The 18,600-nt window shown below is 47.6% G+C and carries 20 protein-coding genes; 10 read left to right on the forward strand and 10 right to left on the reverse strand.

The genetic code is table 11. The features are described from left to right. Position 1 precedes the first annotated feature (1 nt). Positions 2-508 carry a YgjP-like metallopeptidase domain-containing protein gene (locus tag R3187_RS04995; RefSeq protein WP_318965604.1) on the forward strand — a complete coding sequence of 169 codons (507 nt, stop codon included), beginning with the start codon at positions 2-4 and terminating at the stop codon, positions 506-508. On the opposite strand, the gene R3187_RS05000 is transcribed toward R3187_RS04995, so the two are convergent. The 3 genes from R3187_RS05000 to R3187_RS05010 form a co-directional block, all read right to left on the reverse strand. Next, positions 505-1,668, reverse strand: coding sequence for a nuclease-related domain-containing protein (locus tag R3187_RS05000; RefSeq protein ID WP_318965605.1), 1,164 nt, complete (start codon positions 1,666-1,668; stop codon positions 505-507). The genes R3187_RS04995 and R3187_RS05000 overlap by 4 nt on opposite strands. Before the next feature lie 164 nt (positions 1,669-1,832). Further along, positions 1,833-2,585 carry a DUF4097 family beta strand repeat-containing protein gene (locus R3187_RS05005; RefSeq protein WP_318965606.1) on the reverse strand — a complete coding sequence of 251 codons (753 nt, stop codon included), beginning with the start codon at positions 2,583-2,585 and terminating at the stop codon, positions 1,833-1,835. 153 nt (positions 2,586-2,738) lie between these two features. Then, a complete protein-coding gene (locus R3187_RS05010) occupies positions 2,739-3,326 on the reverse strand; it encodes a hypothetical protein (protein WP_318965607.1) in 588 nt (195 codons plus the stop codon). 185 nt (positions 3,327-3,511) lie between these two features. Here R3187_RS05010 and R3187_RS05015 point away from each other — a divergent pair, with 185 nt between their 5' ends. From R3187_RS05015 to R3187_RS05055, 9 genes are all read left to right on the forward strand, one after another. Beyond that, positions 3,512-4,243: a PepSY domain-containing protein gene (locus R3187_RS05015; RefSeq protein ID WP_318965608.1), complete on the forward strand. Its 732-nt coding sequence runs from the start codon at positions 3,512-3,514 to the stop codon at positions 4,241-4,243. Positions 4,244-4,254: 11 nt separating this feature from the next. Next, positions 4,255-4,500, forward strand: a complete 246-nt coding sequence (locus R3187_RS05020) for a Rho-binding antiterminator (RefSeq protein ID WP_318965609.1) — start codon at positions 4,255-4,257, stop codon at positions 4,498-4,500. A 190-nt stretch (positions 4,501-4,690) separates the two neighbouring features. Then, positions 4,691-5,566 (forward strand): hypothetical protein, encoded by an 876-nt coding sequence (locus tag R3187_RS05025; protein ID WP_318965610.1) that lies wholly within the window; start codon positions 4,691-4,693, stop codon positions 5,564-5,566. Then, a complete protein-coding gene (locus R3187_RS05030; protein ID WP_318965611.1) occupies positions 5,566-6,105 on the forward strand; it encodes a hypothetical protein in 540 nt (179 codons plus the stop codon). Before R3187_RS05025 ends, R3187_RS05030 begins: the two co-directional genes overlap by 1 nt. A 450-nt stretch (positions 6,106-6,555) precedes the next feature. Then, complete coding sequence (locus tag R3187_RS05035; protein ID WP_318965612.1) at positions 6,556-6,993, forward strand: DUF2846 domain-containing protein; 438 nt, start codon at positions 6,556-6,558, stop codon at positions 6,991-6,993. A gap of 288 nt (positions 6,994-7,281) precedes the next feature. Continuing rightward, positions 7,282-8,004 carry a hypothetical protein gene (locus R3187_RS05040; protein ID WP_318965613.1) on the forward strand — a complete coding sequence of 241 codons (723 nt, stop codon included), beginning with the start codon at positions 7,282-7,284 and terminating at the stop codon, positions 8,002-8,004. Then, positions 8,005-8,430 (forward strand): hypothetical protein, encoded by a 426-nt coding sequence (locus R3187_RS05045; protein WP_318965614.1) that lies wholly within the window; start codon positions 8,005-8,007, stop codon positions 8,428-8,430. Beyond that, the gene (locus R3187_RS05050) at positions 8,415-8,846 is read left to right on the forward strand and encodes a hypothetical protein (RefSeq protein ID WP_318965615.1); all 432 of its coding nucleotides are present in this window, start codon (positions 8,415-8,417) and stop codon (positions 8,844-8,846) included. The genes R3187_RS05045 and R3187_RS05050 overlap by 16 nt, the downstream gene beginning before the upstream one ends. Positions 8,847-9,073: 227 nt before the next feature. Then, positions 9,074-9,778 (forward strand): NYN domain-containing protein, encoded by a 705-nt coding sequence (locus tag R3187_RS05055; RefSeq protein WP_318965616.1) that lies wholly within the window; start codon positions 9,074-9,076, stop codon positions 9,776-9,778. Positions 9,779-10,007: 229 nt separating this feature from the next. Here R3187_RS05055 and yafN read toward each other — a convergent pair whose 3' ends face one another. From yafN to pdhR, 7 genes are all read right to left on the reverse strand, one after another. Then, positions 10,008-10,301 (reverse strand): type I toxin-antitoxin system antitoxin YafN, encoded by a 294-nt coding sequence (gene yafN / locus R3187_RS05060; protein WP_318965617.1) that lies wholly within the window; start codon positions 10,299-10,301, stop codon positions 10,008-10,010. Positions 10,302-10,462: 161 nt separating this feature from the next. Next, positions 10,463-10,798: a T6SS amidase immunity protein Tai4 family protein gene (locus R3187_RS05065; protein WP_318965618.1), complete on the reverse strand. Its 336-nt coding sequence runs from the start codon at positions 10,796-10,798 to the stop codon at positions 10,463-10,465. 23 nt (positions 10,799-10,821) lie between these two features. Beyond that, complete coding sequence (locus R3187_RS05070) at positions 10,822-11,313, reverse strand: type VI secretion system amidase effector protein Tae4 (RefSeq protein WP_318965619.1); 492 nt, start codon at positions 11,311-11,313, stop codon at positions 10,822-10,824. A 192-nt stretch (positions 11,314-11,505) separates the two neighbouring features. Then, complete coding sequence (gene lpdA, locus R3187_RS05075) at positions 11,506-12,918, reverse strand: dihydrolipoyl dehydrogenase (protein WP_318965620.1); 1,413 nt, start codon at positions 12,916-12,918, stop codon at positions 11,506-11,508. Positions 12,919-13,092: 174 nt separating this feature from the next. Next, positions 13,093-14,814 (reverse strand): dihydrolipoyllysine-residue acetyltransferase, encoded by a 1,722-nt coding sequence (aceF, locus tag R3187_RS05080; protein WP_318965621.1) that lies wholly within the window; start codon positions 14,812-14,814, stop codon positions 13,093-13,095. An 11-nt stretch (positions 14,815-14,825) separates the two neighbouring features. After that, positions 14,826-17,492 (reverse strand): pyruvate dehydrogenase (acetyl-transferring), homodimeric type, encoded by a 2,667-nt coding sequence (aceE, locus tag R3187_RS05085; RefSeq protein WP_318965622.1) that lies wholly within the window; start codon positions 17,490-17,492, stop codon positions 14,826-14,828. 53 nt (positions 17,493-17,545) lie between these two features. Further along, positions 17,546-18,304: a pyruvate dehydrogenase complex transcriptional repressor PdhR gene (pdhR, locus tag R3187_RS05090; protein ID WP_318965623.1), complete on the reverse strand. Its 759-nt coding sequence runs from the start codon at positions 18,302-18,304 to the stop codon at positions 17,546-17,548. Positions 18,305-18,600 lie beyond the last annotated feature (296 nt).

The following is an 18,600-nucleotide window of genomic DNA, read 5'->3' on the forward strand; positions in this document are numbered from 1 at the left end:
CATGCAAGACCTGCTCTACCTTCGTCATTATTCTGATAGCTTGCAACAGCAGGTGCGTCAGCTGCTGTCTGACAACAAGCTGGGTACGGTATTACAACAACGCTACCCGGAACAGAGTCATCCGGTGCAAACCGATAAAGCCTTGTACGAGCTTACTATGGCATTAAAACGGCAATGGCTGAAAAGCAGTGAGCCGGTAAGCAAGGTAGTGTTTGACCCGAAAATTCATGTGATTAATAACGCACTGGGTACCCACACCCAAATTAGCCGGGTGCAGGGTGGCAAATTAAAGAGTAAAAATGAAATACGGGTGGCAGCGCTGCTGAAGCAACTGCCACTGCCGCTATTGCAAATGGTGGTGGTACACGAACTGGCCCACCTGCGGGAAAAAGATCACAACAAAGCCTTTTATAAGCTGTGCCTGCATATGGAGCCCGCTTATCATCAGCTGGAGCTGGATTTACGCTTATATCTGACCTTACTGGAACAGCCAGGCCTGACACCTTAATTGGCGGTACTGGCCTGGCGCAGTAACGCGGCAAACCGATTCAGCTGATCGTCATCAAAACAGGGCTCTTCGAACTTTTTCAGGTAGGCCGGTGCCGTATCGAGGTAAGTTACATTGGCCGGCATCTCGGTTTTAAACTGGGCAAGCCGGCTAAAGGCAATAACCGAATGCACGTGTTGGGCTAACGGCGTGCCTTGCAGTTCTAAGTGATGTTTTATCGCTTCAACATGCTTAAAGTTCTGATGCAGCGGATTCATAAACTGCTTTTTATTGCCAAAATACTGCCGTAGCCAATTGGCCTCGGCTACGTCACCAAAAATGCTGCCACGGTAGCCTTTAACCATAATCACAAAAATACCAAACGGGCTAAGCACCAGGTGATCAACCACCACCAGTTCTTCTTTGGCGGTGAGTAATTTCAGCTTGCGAAAATGGCGATAGCCACGGGCCAGACGCCAGCGCAGCAGCCGGTTTAATTTATACTCAGCAAAAATACCTTTAAAGCCCGGTAAGTTAAGACCAAGCCAATTCGTCACTAAAAAAACAGCCAGTAAAAAAGCGAAAATATTGGCAATGATCAGAGGCAGGTTGGCTAACACCAGGTTTATTAAATTAGCAGGCCGCCACCAGTCAGCCGGCAGTCCCCTGTCGTCTGTTGGAATAACAACCGGCACCGGCAACATGGGCTCCGCCAGGGTATTTGGTTCAGCCACTGCGGGTTCCGGTTCTGCTGGTTTATCTTCTTCAGGTTCTGCCTGCAGCAATTGTTCAGCAACTACAGCAGGTGAAGCAACGGTCACTGCTGGCGGGCTTGTTTCAGGCTGTGCCGGGTCGGCGGCAGTATTTGCAGACTCTACCGGCGTTGGCTGAGTAATCTCTGCCGGGGTAATTTGCTGCTGCGGCTCAGGCTCAGCTGGCTTAACCACCACGGGTTCAGCTTGCTGGGGGGCAGGTTTTGGCGGCACAGGCCGGCTGGGCTTGTTGCAGTGCTTATCATATTCGCTTTTGGCATTGCGATAACTGCTGCTTTGCGGCATGTGACTAAAACGCTGAACCTGCTGGTCCAGCAAAATACAGGCCCCCTCTGAATATCGTTGCTGGCCAACGGCCTGCACAGCAATCAGTAACAGCAAAGGTAATAAATATCGCACCCAGTGCATAACATGTCTCGTAATAATTGTTAACTGATGCTAGCAAGGGAATGATAATGCAGCAATAGCTGTTTTTAACCAGCGCGGTTTGGCTATCGGTTATAAAGGTAATATCAGCGCGGTGGCACAAAGGCTTTAGGTATAATAGCCACTTGTGCCAACACGCCCTGGGCTTAGTCGTTAATTTTTACCGGGCCGTTGATGGCGTTTATTTTTAAACCACCCGAGCCACTATCCAGAATCGTCAGGCCACCGGCACCGTTGACATTAATATCACCTGAGCCATCATCAACCGTCACCACGCCGCCAATGTCACTGATCATCAGATCGCCCGAACCATCTTCCACCGTGACGTTGCCTTTAACCTGACGGATATCGGCATCGCCCGAGCCGTCTTCAAGTACTAAATTACCCTGTAACTGGCTGATATAAAGCTCACCGGAACCATCAACCACTTTGGCATTATTACCACCACTAATCCGCAGCGCACCTGAGCCATCTTCAATATTCAAATCGCCCTGTAAGCCGCGGATGTCGGCATCTCCCGAGCCATCATCCAGGGTAAGTGCCAGCCGGGCCGGAACTTTTACCACAACATCAATATAGGGGCTGTTACCATTGTAAGAACTGCTGGCAAAACCGGCTTCCAGCACTGCATCATTGCCGCGGCGAATCAGCGACAAGCGAATATCCTCACTGTCGTAATAATAAATACTGGCTTGCAACTCGATAAGCTCGCGCCCTTCTTCGCCGATTATGTCCAGCTTGCCGGCGCCGGTATCTGCCACCAGCTGGTTAAGATTTTCAGCACTAAGGCTAAGATTACGCTCTTCATGCAGCCTGTCGTCTGCATGGCCATTGCCAACATAAACTATACAGCCACTTAGCAGCAAGGCAGCTGCCACACTTAGTATACCGGTTTTCATATTGTGTCCTTTTTTGTTTGTTATTGATTGAAATAGCCGGCAAGACTGTAGCAAGTTAAATGCCTAAATTAAAAGCGCTTAAATTCAATAACTTAAAATTTAATTAAATTTCAGATTGGTGCAAAAACACTATTATCTGGTGATTATGGCTAATTATCTGAACTGAAACCATAACCAGCCAATTGCCAGGACAAATAACATAGCGCCAATTTGTTTAGAATAGCGCTGCCACAACTTCATCGCTTTGTCGCCGGCAAAATGTACCAGTAATGCCAGACCATAATAGCGGGTGGAACGCGAAATACCGACAGCCAGCAAAAACAGCAGGAACGAATAACCGGTTGCACCGGCGGCTAACATAGCTATTTGTAATGGTGTGGGGCTGATACCCACAGCCAGAATGGCACTGAAGCCGTTGTTTTCAATTTCGCTGCTGAAGCTGTCAAAGGCCTCTGCACCACCAAACAGCCCAACCAGCGTATCGCCCCACTGCTCCATGGCCAGCACACCCAACCAGTATCCACCCGCGGCAGCGGTAAGGTTGCCGGCCAGTGCCACGGTGGCAATAATCCAGCGTCGGCCCGGATGGCTTAGCATCCACGGGATCAGGATGGTTTCAATCGGTATCGGTATTATCAGAGTTTCAGCCATCGACAACAAAAACAGTAGCGGTAGAGCATAAGAAGAACGATCCAGCCGGTCCAGCCAGGTCTCGGCTGACAATGCTTTACTCTTTAACATAAAATACGAGTTCCTTGGTTTCCCGGCCCATGGCGTCAACAATTGCAGATAACAGCATAGGCAATATTCTGCTGGTAAGTTTTTTTCCAAATCAAAATTCGGCACTTTGCCGCAGCAATTGCTGCTTTACAGCGGTACTGATTTTCTGTTCTGATAACTTATCAGATAATAAAGAATAACAAAAAATGGCGAAATTTTTCCGCAGCCTGCACAACTGGTTGGGGCTTATTCTGGTGGTTCAGATCGCGCTGTGGTTTTTAAGTGGTCTGGTTATGGCTATTTTGCCGATCGAACAGGTGCGGGGCGAACATTTACGCCGGGTTGTCAGCACACCCTGGCAGCAGGCAACAGTCAGCCCGCAACAGGTGTTGCAGCGCCATAGCAAAGAAGCCAGCTTTAGCCTGAGCCAGCGTCTTAGCTGGCAACATAATCAGCTTACTGCGCTACCGGTCTATCTGGTTAATGATGGCGGCCAGCTTTATCGCTATAGCGCAGCAAGTGGCAAAACTTTGACCGTTCTGACCGAGCAGGATATTCGGCAACTGGCCCAGGCGCAGTATCAGGGCAAGGGTGAGCTGCAAACTGCCCGCTTGTTGCAGCAGCTACCACAGGAAGTGCAACAGCTGACCGCACCGCTGTGGCAACTGCAATTTGCCGACAGCGATAACAGCCGTTTTTATCTGGATCCGGCCACCGGTGCCGTGCTCAGAATACGTACCAACAACTGGCGCTGGTTCGATTTTTTCTGGATGCTGCATATTATGGATTATCAGGATCGCAGTAACTTTAACAGCCCGTGGCTTATTGCATTTTCAGCCAGCGCCCTGCTGTTTACCTTAAGTGGCATAGTGCTGCTCTGGCAGCGTTTCCGGCCAAAAAGGCGAAAATTCCTTAATAATAATGTGTCATCAGGTTAAGCGGAGGCATTATGCTTAATTGCGATTTACACGACTATATTGAAATAGTCTGCCTGTACCATTACCCGTTAAAGCTGACGCTAAGCTCGGGTACCGAGCTAACCGGCACTGCTGTCACTACCCGCTATAACGACAACCGGCAGGAATGCCTGGTGATCCGGCAAAACGATACTGAGCAGCTGGTGCTGCTGGATCAGATAACGCTGCTGCAAGTAACAACGGCTAACCCGCATTTGCAGCAGGTGCGGTTTAGCTAAGTAGCAGTTTGGCAGCACCTAACTCCCCCCGCACTTTTAATTTAATTGTTATCTGACCCCGATTTTAGGCCCCCGATTCTAAAGTACGACCCAATCGACCAAGTAATTTTTATGTAAATTTAATTTGAACAAATAAAGCGTGATGTATAGAATCCATCGAAAGAATCTGCACCTATCATAAGGAATTTTTATGCTTACGGATCAACAAAAACGCTGTATGCAACAGGTGATTCAAGAAAACCAACACGAGGTTTGTGTTATTTCCCCGGAAATGATGGACGAAATTGTCAATAGTCAGGCAGCTAGAGGGAATCCCGAAGCAAAAACGCTTTGGGAGCAAATTAAAGGTAGCATTGAATTCGGGGCCAACTATCTTGCCTTAGGTGGTGATATGACCAAACTGGCCCAGCTCGGTTATGCATTAGGTGGCCTAGGGCAGGCCTACGTTAAATCATACAATGGTAAGTCTTATATCATTCTCAAAGGCCATGCCGGATTACGCAGAATTCTGACCGGCACCCGCTATCTGGCAAACAATACTCAGGTAATGGCCTTAGGTTTAGGTAAACATGCTGCACAAGCTGCTGTCAGATCAGGTGGAATTCTTACCGTTGTTTTGGTTGGGGCTTACCGAATCGCCGATTTCTTTTTGCGCGATGAGGCCACATTAACTCAGTTGATTGGCTACTTAGCTGTCGATGTTGTAAAAGTCGCGATTACCGCGGGTGTAGCCTGGGGGGCAATTGCAGTAGGTGCAGCCATAGGGATTGCGGTTGGCCCTATAGCGGCTGTGGTGCTGGTAGGCTTGGCATTAACTCCAGCTCTTAACTATTTAGATGAACATTTTGGTATATCGGATAAAGTTGTCAGAGGATTAGAAGAGCTTTCTGAAAGATCACAGAATTACGCTCAACAATTGCGCCGGGATATACAGAACAGAGCATCGCAAGCGGCTTCTCGTGCTGCAAAGCCAGTGCTTGACTACGTTGTTGACTCTGCACGAAGAATTATTATTGATGCCGCGAAACATCAATTAGATCGCTTTCTATCGCCAAGGCTGTATTAATGCACAAAGATGAGAACGAACTGGCCCCATGGCAACTTGCCATTGGTCTGGGAGTGTTTGCGCTACTAACTGCCTTTGGGTTTGGCTACTTTGGGTACTACCTTCTGGTTTTACTAAATGGGCTGCTTACTGATGCCGCCGCAGTAACGATAAACAAAGGTGCTTTTTATTGTTTCGGAGCCGCACTAATTGGCAGCATGTTGTTGTACTTTGGCGGGCGCAAATTGCAGGGAAAAACGGTAACGCCAAGACAAAACAGGCGAGCAAGTCAGGTATTTTTTATCGGGCTGGGCCTGGCGGTAATTTTGCCGCAACTTATTCACTTCCCTTCGGCCAGTTACCTGCAAGCGCAGGGTTATAACGAATGTGAGTTGCAATCACGCCAGTGGTTGCACGATAAGGTAATGGTTTATACCAATACCCCAAAGCATTGCATTGAACTGGCGCGTGCCGACTGTGCTGAGTCACCAGAGCGACAAAAATGCCGGTTATTGCCGCAGTTCAGTACAAATACAGTAACAATTGGATCTGACCCTTAGGGTTCAGTGGAATGATGCCTATACCAAAGACCTGGAGAAAGTATTAGTTCTGCTGGCCAATTCACCACTAATGGGCCCGGTCTATCCAGAGATTGGAGAGAATGTTAGGCGCCATGATCACCAACGGCACGCCATTTTTACCGTAGACGCGAGCACGGTATCTTTGTGCTGAGAATACTCCATCAGCAAATGGAATCCACCCGCCACTTGTTTGAACCGCCACTTTAATTGTTATCTGACCGATATTAAAAAAGTGAACAACAAACAGATCTCACTGTTAAAGTAATAAAAATAAAGCATTTTATTATGCTACAAATATATTGAATAAGTTAATTCTAAAAGCTAATCTAGCAATCGCTTTCAATTAAGTTTTTGTAAAAGCATGCGCTATACACTGGCAGATTGAACAGCATCAGGAAAGACAAAATAATAAACAATTAGGATGATTTTATGATCAAAAAACTTGTTCTTGCTGCAACGTTGCTAGCGTCGATTATTTTAACCGGTTGCGCCAGTGTTCCAATGGCAACGCCTGAAATGGATAGTCAGGCAAAGCAATTTACAACTGTTCCAGACAAAGCGAAAATTTATATTTATCGCGATGAGACTATGGGCGCAGCTGTAAAAATGCCAGTATTACTAAATGGCATGTCTGTGGGCGACACCGTCGCAAAATCATATATTCTGCGCGAAGTTGAACCAGGCGAACATACTATTTTATCTAAAACTGAAAATGACGCAGAGTTAACGCTGACGGCAAATGCCGGTACTAACTACTACGTCTGGCAGGAAGTAAAAATGGGTGCCTTTGCTGCCAGGTCAAAGCTACACCTGGTTGACGAAGCTAAAGGTCAGAAATCTGTAAATGCATGCAAACTCGTTAAATAAGCGATAAAGCATTAACATTCAGAACTTATAAGGCCGCGCTGCGGCCTTTATTTACTCTACTTACTTTTAAAAAAAATTACTTTGTCATGACTTTTGAATTTGGCGGATTGGCGACTTAGCCTTTCTACGGCCAGGCAGAATTCGCCTACCCAATATGTATCTCACAACTTCTGTCCCTACATAAATAACACCAAATGTTTAACATCAAGTTAATTTTGTGATAATTTGCATTCGTTTTGTTCATTAAAGGAAATCACCATGGCGGACAATAATATAGACATCAGCAGAATGAACAGCGAGCGTAAAGAGCTTCATATACTTTCGATGGAGCAGTTTGCTGAGTTTGCTACAACGTTAAGTTCTCATACCAATATGGATAATGCCCGATTTACCGCTGGCATTGCTTCTCAACTTAGCGATGTGCGCCTGGCAAGCCAAATAATCGATGAGTTGGGCCTTACCGGTAAAGCTGTTATCAAAGAAGTTAATAATCAGAGCTATGTTGTTTTAAAAGGTTACCCTGGTCTGCGAGAAAAGCTTACTGGTACCCGGTATCTGACCAGTAATCCGAAAGTTGTTGATTTAGCCATTGGTCACAAAAGAGTCGGCAACGCTATGGCAAAGGGTGCCAGACTCAGTATTTTTATTGCAGTACCGATGACAGTGCTGCAATTCCTCATCACAGAACAGAGTACGCTAATGAGGCTAGTCGGTACCATTGCGACAGATTTGGTAAAAATTGGCCTGAGTACACTTATTGCTTCTGGCGCAGCCATGGTAGCCGGCACCATCACAACCATCGCTGCAGGGCCCATCATCGCAGCGGTAGGCTTTGGTATCGCCACTGCAGTGACACTTGAATATTTAGATAGAACCTTTGGCGTGACAGACGCACTGGTAAACGCCATGGAAAAAGCGAAACAACGCACCATCGGAGAGTTGGCACGCCAGATTGTGACTTTTGAACGCAATTTTATTAATGATGCGGTTCGCCGTATGCAGTTCAGATAAATGATGCGTTCAGCACTAAAAGCAACCTTAGTGGTGCTGTTCGAGGCAATGGCAATTGCCTTTGCCATATTCTTCTTTTGGCGTGTTCAGCAACAATATACAGCCATAGCGCAATCGGCTTTAGTTGAGATGCAAAGTGGTAGCGCATTTTTATTACTGCCGCTTATACTACCAATTCTGCATTTGATGAGCATCGCTGAAACGCGCTTTGCAAACGGTGCCCATCAAGCAAAATTCCGGAAAATGCAAAGCAGGTTTTTTATTGTTTTTGTGGTGATGTTGGTCGCCATCGGTTTTGTTGTTAATCAGATGGTACTCTCAACGTTAAACCAGCAAGGTTATCAAGCATGTGAATTAGTAGTACATCAAACTCGCACCTCTTTTACCTTCTACAGCAAAGACTTAGCACTATGCCCAGAATCCTGATCGCCCCATTTCTTTTCTTTTTGGCTACTACCACACAGGCCAGTGATGGCAAACTTGAACTGAACTGCAGCCTGATCCCGCTGGATTATCCTGGGTTTTCCCTGGAAGATATTCAGGATAAAACCGTCAAGCTAAGTGCTGCTGATGCTTCAGCCAAGCCGTTATTTAGCAAAAATAACTATACTTTTATCATCGGCGTTAACCGCACTGACATTACCGACCAGCCAGTTATTTTAGATTTCTACCTGCAAATACAACCGCCCGCTCCGGCCGCACCGGTAAGAGCCTATAGTGCATCCTTCTTTAGCCCCGGCAGCGGTAAACACCACGCCAGGCTGGAGCTACTACATTATGCTGATAAAGCAGAGCCTTATCCATCAGGCCAATTGGTTTTTGAATGCTGGCAGTATGAGTAACAGCACGGCCACAGTGTCTGCTTAACTTCGTACACAACAGAAATAACAGGCTATCAACGGCCGGATCCGGTTCTTACTGGCCCAACTTCCGCTACCAAGAAAACCTTTGTTGACGGATCAAACTTCAGTTGCTAGCATTACGAGTATTCAACCCTGAGCAGTAAGCTTGCATCAACTATCTAGATGCTTGCCGAGCCTCGGGGTTTTTATATTTAAGGCTATCGGAAATGTCTACAGCCATACTGATCGATGGCGCGTTTTTTATTAAACGGATCCGCCATTTTGAGCCCCATAACTATTTTAACGCCCAACGCATAGCCGACTTAGCGGTTCGCTGTGCCCTGCTGCATTTAAAAGATGGCGAAAGAGCTGAACGTTCACTTTATCGCATATTTTTCTATGACTGCGCCCCACTTGAAAAGAAGATGCACAACCCGGTTTCTCGTCTTGCAATTGATTTTTCAAAATCTGACGAAGCTAAATTTCGACTTGAACTACATCAGCGACTGCTGAAAAAACGCAAACTAGCTTTGCGGCTTGGCGAACTGTCGAAAGCTTCAGAATGGGTGATAAAACCGTTGGTTGCCCAGTCGATATTAAAAGGCCAGCGAAACTTAGCAACGAATCCTCTATTGGAGTCAGAGGTTGCTATCAGTACGCGTCAAAAAGGCGTAGATATGCGTATTGGTATTGATATCACTACCCTGACGTTAAAGCAGCAAGTTAACCAAATTATCCTTATTGCCGGAGACTCTGATTTTGTGCCCGCGGCTAAGTTGGCTCGCCGAGAAGGCGTCGATTTTATACTCGACCCAATGAGACAACCCGTACCACCTAAGCTAAATGAGCATATTGACGGGCTGCGAAGTACATATAATGCGAGGCAGAATGGTTCCACTCCCACAAATGGTGATAACAATATTAGCGCTTAAAATCCTATTCCTGGCAATTAGACCAGCCTTACATTAAACCTCTGACAAGAAAACTAAGGGTGGGTTATTGCTCTAATGGTTCAGAATTAATCGCCGACTCTGCTGATTAAGCATCAAACTGCTGCATATGCAGCTTACCCAGTACTTTTCTGCTATCGGCCACCATATCAAGCCCCGCAGCAAACTGGCGTTAGCGTTTCATCAAGGATCTTGCTGGTAAATACCCGGATCACTCGTTGAATTCGCTCAACTTGGCGGTATCAGCCTTTAACAGCAGTTTTTCGCTGATCCGGCTAATCTCTTTCAGCCGTGCTGCACCTGGGCGAAACAAACCAGGCTCTGCAGCGCCGGATGCCTCGATAATACGCAGCATTTTTTCATATAACTTAGCACTTAGCATATAGCCGGTAGGCTTGTTATTCGATAATACAGCCACGGGCTCATCGATAAAATACTGGCTTAAGTTTTTGCGGGCTTCAGATACCGAAACCGCCTTTTCCGCCAAAATTGCATGTGACGCCAAAACTCACCTCAGAGAAAAAAATACTTAATTATGTACATAACCATGTATTAAAATATGCACAAGGCCAGTATGGTAGATAGCACTATAGATTGCAAGGCGGGCAGAAATAATAAAGGCCACATTTGCGGCCTTCGTCTTATCTAAATTCAAATATGCATTTACTAAGCTTTTGGTTTGACCGAATAGCCATGATAGATTTTTGTAACCAACTCAGACTCGGCAAAGTCGATACACTTCATCAGTTTATTTTGCTTGCCTGCCTGGGTGGCGTAGTCTTTCTTTAACCACTGCTGTATTGGCTCTGCCAGTTCCTGATAAGCCTCCAGCGGCATAGCACCAAACTCGCGGTAACCGTTTAATGCACTAACAGCCTGCTGGTGAATGTCACCGTCTGTGAAAGCCGTAGCTAAACAACTTGCCTGGGCATAATGCTGAAACAGTTTTATTTCGCTTTGCTGCTTAAACGCCATATCGGCCTGGGCAGTACAAGCAGTCAATACACCTGCAACAAGAGCTAAAACTAGTCTTCTAAGCGCCATAAGTATGCCTTTTTTGCCAGAGAAAAATAACATTTGTCAGAGCAGCCAACACCATTCCAAATGGTGGCGTGGCCAGATGCATCAGACCAGCCTTCAACATCGAATACCAGGATCCCTTTTTCATCGGCAAATTGCGAAGCGGTAGGATTCGCAATTTCCACATCTGGCTCGCCAAATATCTCGCGCAAATGAGTGATCATTGTGCGAACACGAAAAATATACCAGTCGCCTTTTCCGCCGGAAACAGTTTGCCCTGCTATAAAAGGAACTTTGACCCCGGTTTTATTCAGAACGTAACTCATGCGAATTGCGCACGCATTACGGAACTGGCCCTGGGCAGGAGTTATATTGTTAATATTGTGGTCAACCCGGCCACCAATTAATGTGCCTACGCCAGAAACTGTTTTGCCTACATCATCGTAAACTTGTCTGAATGCGCGGGCGGCGGCGCTGAAGTTTGGTCTTGTTTGCATAGTAAGCGTCCTTTGCTGGAAAAAAACCGAACTATAGCATGCAAACTTAATAAAACACAAAATTCACAATTAAGTTTATTTGTGAATTTTTTAATTTACTTTGTCGTTAATTAACGATCGACGCAATACGAAGCACTTAAACAACAAAGGCCGCATTTGCGGCCTTTGTCTTAAACACTCAACTCAGAAAAATTACTTTTTCTTGGCTTTCGGGTTTGGTAAATCAGTGATTGAGCCTTCGTACATTTCGGCGGCTAAGCCGATAGACTCGTTCAGGGTTGGGTGAGCGTGGATGGTTAACGCGATATCTTCGGCGTCGGCACCCATTTCTACTGCTAAGCAAATTTCGCCCAGCATTTCACCGGCGTTAATACCGACAATGGCGCCACCTAAAATGCGGTGAGTTTCTTTGTCGAAGATCAGCTTGGTGAAACCTTCAGTCCGGGCTGAGGCGATAGCACGGCCTGATGCTGCCCATGGGAAGGTAGCGGTTTCTACTTTTAAGCCCTGCTCTTTCGCTTCTTTCTCGGTAATGCCGGTCCAGGCCATTTCCGGGTCGGTGTACGCTACTGATGGAATGCAGCGTGGGTCGAAGTAGTGCTTCATGCCAGAGATCACTTCAGCCGCTACATGGCCTTCGTGGACGGCTTTGTGCGCTAACATCGGCTGGCCGATAACGTCACCAATAGCGTGAATGTGCTTCACGTTAGTACGTAGTTGCTTATCAACATTGATAAAGCCGCGCTCGTCTACCTCAACACCGGCTTTGGTGGCATCTAACAGATTGCCGTTTGGCTTACGGCCAACTGCAACCAGAATTTTGTCGTAACGTACCGCTTTTTCTGGCGCGTTTTTGCCTTCGAAGGTGACGTATAAACCGTCTTTCTTGGCTTCAACTGCGGTAACCTTGGTCGACAGCATAATGTTGAAGTTTTTGCTGTTGTACTTGGTGTAGGCTTTAACCAGATCGGCATCCGCGGCTGGGACTAACTGATCGGCAAATTCCACTACCGATACTTTAGAACCCAGCGCACGGTATACAGTGCCCATTTCCAGGCCGATAATACCGCCACCTAATACCAGCATTTCGCCCGGAATGTCTTTTAATTCCAGCGCGCCGGTAGAATCAATTACCCGGTCGTCATCTTTTGGAATAAACGGCAGGGCTACCGGCTCTGAACCGGCAGCGATAATGGCGTGTTCAAAGGTAATTTTGGTATCACCAACCTGTAAGGTGTTAGCACCGGTAAATTTACCGAAACCGTTAACTACCTTCACTTTACGCATTTTCGCCATGCCGCCCAGGCCATTGGTTAACTGACCAACGACTTTGTCTTTCCAGCTGCGGATTTTGTCTAAATCGATTTTTGGTTCGCCAAAAGATACACCATGTGAAGCCATATCACGGGCATCGTCAATCACTTTGGCAACGTGTAATAAGGCTTTAGACGGAATACAACCGACGTTTAAACAAACACCACCTAAGGTGCTGCGTGCTTCAACCAGGGTAACCTCTAAACCTAAATCTGCTGCACGAAAGGCTGCAGAATAACCGCCAGGGCCTGCGCCCACGACTACTAACTGAGTTTTAATATCGTTGCTCATCGTATTACCTTCATAATTGTCCGGTTTTCCCGGTGTTCTGACAGCATTACTTTGTAGGGTACGGCCATCAGGCGAAAAAAGTGGCGGAATTTTAACATCAGAGCCGCCGCTCTGTAACCTAAGATTGCACTGGCAATGCAAAATTACGCCAGTTTTTGCTGGCGTAAGCCGGTTTTACATAATAATTTGCCGGATATCGGCCAGATAGCTGGCTAACGTCGCCGTAAAGCGTGCGGCTAAGGCACCGTCAATTACCCTATGGTCGTACGATACCGACAACGGCACCATTAACTTAGGTTCAAACTCTTTACCGTTCCATTTCGGTTTAATCTCTGATTTTGAGACACCTAAAATGGCCACTTCCGGCGCATTAACAATTGGCGTAAACGCTGTGCCGCCAATGCCACCTAAACTGGAGATAGTAAAGCAGCCGCCCTGCATATCAGCCGAGCTAAGCTTGCCATCACGCGCTTTGCCGGATATTTCCATCAGCTCGCGCGAAAGCTCGGTAATGCCCTTTTTATTGACATCACGAACCACCGGCACCACCAGGCCATTTGGCGTATCGACTGCGATACCCAAATGGATATATTTTTTCATTATCAGGCTCTGGCCATCTTCAGACAGTGAACTGCAGAAAGTGGGGTAGTCCTCCAGTGCCTTGGCCACCGCTTTCATAATAAATACCAGCGGGGTGTACTTGACGCCGGTTTTCTTTTTCTCAGCCAGGCTGTTCTGCTCTTTGCGGAAGTCCTCGAGATTACTGATATCGGCTTCGTCAAACTGGGTAACATGCGGAATACGTACCCAGTTACGGTGCAGGTTATTACCCGACAGCTTTTGAATACGCGATAACGGCTTGCTTTCCACCTCGCCAAACTTGGCAAAGTCGACTTTTGGCCAGGCAATAAGGTCGAAACCCATGCTGCTTGCTGCACCAGAACCGGCAGCCGATGCACCGCTTTCAGCCTGTTTTACCAGCTGTTTCACATAGTTTTGCACATCTTCTTTCACTACCCGGCCTTTACGACCCGTGCCTTTTACGTTGGCCAGGTTAATGCCAAACTCACGGGCTAAGCGGCGGATAACCGGTGAGGCGTGAGCATAAGCTTTGTTTTCAACAAAGCCGTCACCTTTATCCGCTTTATCTGTGGATTCTTTGTTGTCAGCTTTGGCTGCACTCTGCTCACTGGCTTTAGTGTCGCTTTTGCTGTCGTCTTTTTTGTCGTCCTTGCTGGTGTCTTCGCTGGCGTTGTTTTCAGAACTGGTATCGCTATCAGTGTCATCAGCCGCGGTTTCAAACACCATAATCAGGCTGCCGGTTTCCACTTTGTCGCCAACACTGACTTTAATTTCTTTTACCTTACCATCGAACGGTGCCGGCACTTCCATACTGGCTTTGTCGCCCTCAACGCTAAGCAGTGATTGATCAGCTTTAACGCTGTCGCCCACCTTAACCAGAATTTCGGTTACTTCTACCGGGTCACCACCAATATCGGGAACCTCGACATTTTTGCTGGCGCTGCTGGCTGATTTTTTGTTATCTGACTTTTTATCTGCTGATTTTTTATCTTCTGACTTTTTATCATCTGATTTTTTGTCATCGGCTTTGGCAGCACTATCTTTGCCATCATCTTCACTGTCAGAAGCAGGCTTGCCTTCGCTGTCACCTTCAAACACCATAATCAGGCTGCCGGTCGCAATTTTATCGCCGGTTTTTACTTTAATTTCTTTTACCACACCGCCTTCGGGCGACGGTATTTCCATGGCGGCTTTGTCGCCTTCAACATTAATTAAAGATTGCTCAGGCTTTACCTTATCGCCAACCTTGACCAGGATTTCGGTAACTTCAACCTCGTCTGCACCAATATCCGGTACCTTAATTTCAATCGACATACGTTATCCCCTTACGCGTACAGCGGATTGGTTTTGGTTGCATCAATGCCAAATTTCTTAATGGCCTCGCTTACCACCGCTTTTTTCAGCTCGCCCTGTTTTACCAGTTCGCTTAACGCCGCTACCACAATATAACCGGCGTTGACTTCAAAATGACGACGCAGGTTTTCCCGGCTGTCAGAGCGGCCATAACCATCGGTACCCAGTACTTTGTAAGATACCGCCGGGATAAAGGCCCGGATCTGGTCGGCGTAGTTTTTCATATAGTCGGTAGCCGCAATGGCCGGTGCCTTGCCCATTACCGTCGCGACATAAGCTGTTTTCTCTTTGGCGTCCGGGTTAAGCATATTGTAACGCTCAATGTCCTGGCCATCGCGGGCCAGCTCGTTAAACGAGGTAACCGAGTAAACGTCAGACGCTACACCATAATCTTTACTGAGAATTTCAGCGGCTTTACGCACTTCATTAAAGATGGTGCCTGAGCCCAGCAACTGTACTTTGCCGCGATCGCCGTTATACGACTCCAGCTTGTAAATACCGCGGCGAATACCCTCCTCGGCGCCTTTTGGCATGGCCGGGTGGTGGTAATTCTCATTCATTACCGTGATGTAGTAGTAAATGTTTTCCTGATCCGGGCCATACATCCGGCGAATACCGTCCTGCATAATCACCGCCAGCTCGTAGACATAAGTCGGGTCATACGAAATACAGTTAGGTACCGTGCTGGCCAGCACATGGCTGTGGCCGTCTTCGTGTTGCAGGCCTTCACCGTTTAACGTGGTACGGCCAGCCGTCGCGCCCAACAGGAAACCGCGGGCTTGCTGATCGCCGGCCATCCAGGCCATATCACCCACCCGCTGGAAGCCAAACATTGAGTAATAAATGTAGAACGGGATCATCGGTAAATCGTTGGTGCTGTACGACGTGGCAGCCGCTACCCAGGACGACATGGCACCGAGCTCGTTAATACCTTCCTGTAACACCTGGCCACCGACATCTTCTTTGTAGTACGACACCACCGAGCGATCTTCCGGGGTGTAGGTCTGGCCGCCGGGGTTGTAAATACCAATCTGCCGGAACAGACCTTCCATCCCGAAAGTACGCGCTTCGTCAGCAATAATGGGCACAATTTGCTTACCGATATGCTCGTCTTTTAACAGAATATTCAGGATCCGGGTGTAACCCATGGTGGTGGAAATTTCGCGTTTCTGCTCAGTTAATAACGAGTCAAACGCGTCCAGCTCTGGCAGGGTTAATGGTTTAGTAAAGTTTGGTAAGCGCACCGGGGTGTAACCATGCAGCGCTTTGCGACGGTCATGCAGGTATTGCAGCTCCGGCGAGTCTTTCGGCAGCTCAATGTAGGGTAAATCTGCTACCGCATCTTCACTGATATAGTCTTCCAGGCCCAGGCGCGTGCGCAGTTGCAGCACGTGAGTCATGTCCATTTTCTTAACCTGGTGGGCAATATTCTTACCTTCGGCGGCCTCGCCCATACCATAACCTTTAACGGTTTTGGCTAAAATAACGGTAGGCTTGTCGGTGCAGTTTTGCGCCGCTTTAAAGGCTGCAAACAACTTGGACGGTTCATGGCCGCCACGTTTTAAGGCGAAAATTTCCTCGTCGGTCATATCGGCAACCAGTGCCGCTGTTTCCGGGTACCGGCCAAAGAAATGCTTACGGACAAAGGCGCCGTCATTGGCTTTATAAGTCTGGTAGTCACCGTCAACCGTTTCATTCATTAACTGCAACAGCTTGCCGGTAGTATCTTTGGCCAGCAGTTTATCCCAGCCGCGGCCCCATACTACTTTAATCACATTCCAGCCGGCGCCACGGAATAAGCCTTCCAGCTCCTGAATAATCTTACCGTTACCCATAACCGGGCCATCAAGGCGCTGCAGGTTGCAGTTAACTAAAAAACACAGGTTGTTCAGTTTTTCGCGGGCGGCAAAGCTGATAGCACCGCGAGATTCCGGCTCGTCCATCTCACCATCGCCTAAAAAGGCGTATACCCGCTGCTCGGTTGTGTCTTTTAACTCGCGGCCATTTAAGTACTTTAAAAAGCGCGCCTGGTAAATCGCCGCTATCGGGCCTAAACCCATCGATACGGTCGGGAATTGCCAGAACTCAGGCATCAGTTTCGGGTGTGGATAGCTGGATAAGCCATTGCCATCGACTTCCTGACGGAAACCGTCCAGTTGCTCAGCAGTTAAGCGGCCTTCAACAAAGGCTCGGGCATAAATACCCGGTGAAATATGGCCCTGATAATAAACTAAATCGCCACCGTCTTTTTCATTCGGTGCGCGGAAAAAGTGGTTAAAGCACGTCTCATAAAAGGCTGCAGATGACTGATAAGAAGCCATATGGCCACCCAGCTCCAGCTCTTTTTTCGAGCCGCGCAGCACAATCATAATGGCGTTCCAGCGAATAACCGAGCGGATACGTCGTTCCAGATTAACATCGCCGGGGTACGCCGGTTCCTGCTGTGGCGGGATGGTGTTAATGTAGTTGGTGGTAACACCGGTTGGCATGTCCACGCCTTCTAAGCGTGCCTGCTCTAACACTTGCTCAAGCAGGAACTGCGCCCGCTCAACACCTTCGGTGCGCACCACTGACTCCAGCGCTTCCAGCCACTCTTTTGTTTCCAGAGCGTCGATGTCATTCTTACTGACTTCAGACATATCGAGGTTTCCTTTGGTTATTCACGCCCACAGGCGCATCAAATTTATAAGTATTAACCCTGCTGTGAACGACGCAACGAGCGCTCGATACGTGAGCGCTCCTTGTCCAGGTCCAACAGTGCTTCTTCAATAAAGGCTAAATGGCCATTGCTGGCCTGCCGGGCCAGCTCAGGCTGGCGGCTAATGACCGCCTGCATCAGCCGGCGCCGGTGATCATTTAATTTTTCGGCTATACCATCCCGCTGCTGTAGCGCCGCCAGATTTAACCGAATGTTCTGCTCAGTTAACGGCGTTAAACTTCTAACCAGATGCAGTAACACCACATTGTGTGACGCTTCGGCCACCGCCAGGTAAAACTGACTAACAGCTTTAGCTTCTGCCTCGGCATCCTGAAACTGCTGGTTCAGGCAAATTTCTTCATATAAGTTTTTGATTTTTTTATGATCACTTTCCGTACCGCGTAACGCAGCATAGTAAGCACAAATGCCTTCCAGCGCGTGCCGAAACTCCAGAAAGTCAAACTGAGAATCCGGATATTGCGCCATCAGGCTAAACAATGGGTCGGTTAAATCCTTAACCAGATTATCGCAAACGAAGGTGCCGCCCCCCTGGCGCCGGCTGACTAAGCCCTTCGCTTCCAGTTTTTGAATGGCCTCACGCAAAGACGGCCGGGATACCGCAAACCGTTCTGCCAGCTCCCGCTCTGACGGCAGCTTCTGGCCGGCCGCAAAACTGCCTTCCAGTAGCAGATGCTCCAGTTGGGTTACTATCTGATCAGACAGCTTTGCCGGCTTTATCTTTAAATCAGCCATAATGGGTAAGTAAAATCCTGTTTAATACCATTGTCATTCGAATGCTCAGCGCCACAAGGTAAATTGGTCTTACCAATATTAAAAAGTGGCGCTACGTTAGCATTTTTACGGTAACAAGTAAATAAAGCAGAGATTCACAGCAAAGGCAAAATGAATTTTTTATTAGAGTATGAGCTCAAAAAATTTCTGAATTGAACAAGCCGATTAAATTGGTCTGACCACAAATGATCCGGGTTTGAAAATCGACCGGCAGCAAAGCTATAAATTAACAAGCGTAACGCATACAATAGCTGCTG

Origin of the sequence: Arsukibacterium sp., from assembly GCF_033721375.1 — a bacterium.
GTDB lineage: Bacteria > Pseudomonadota > Gammaproteobacteria > Enterobacterales > Alteromonadaceae > Alishewanella.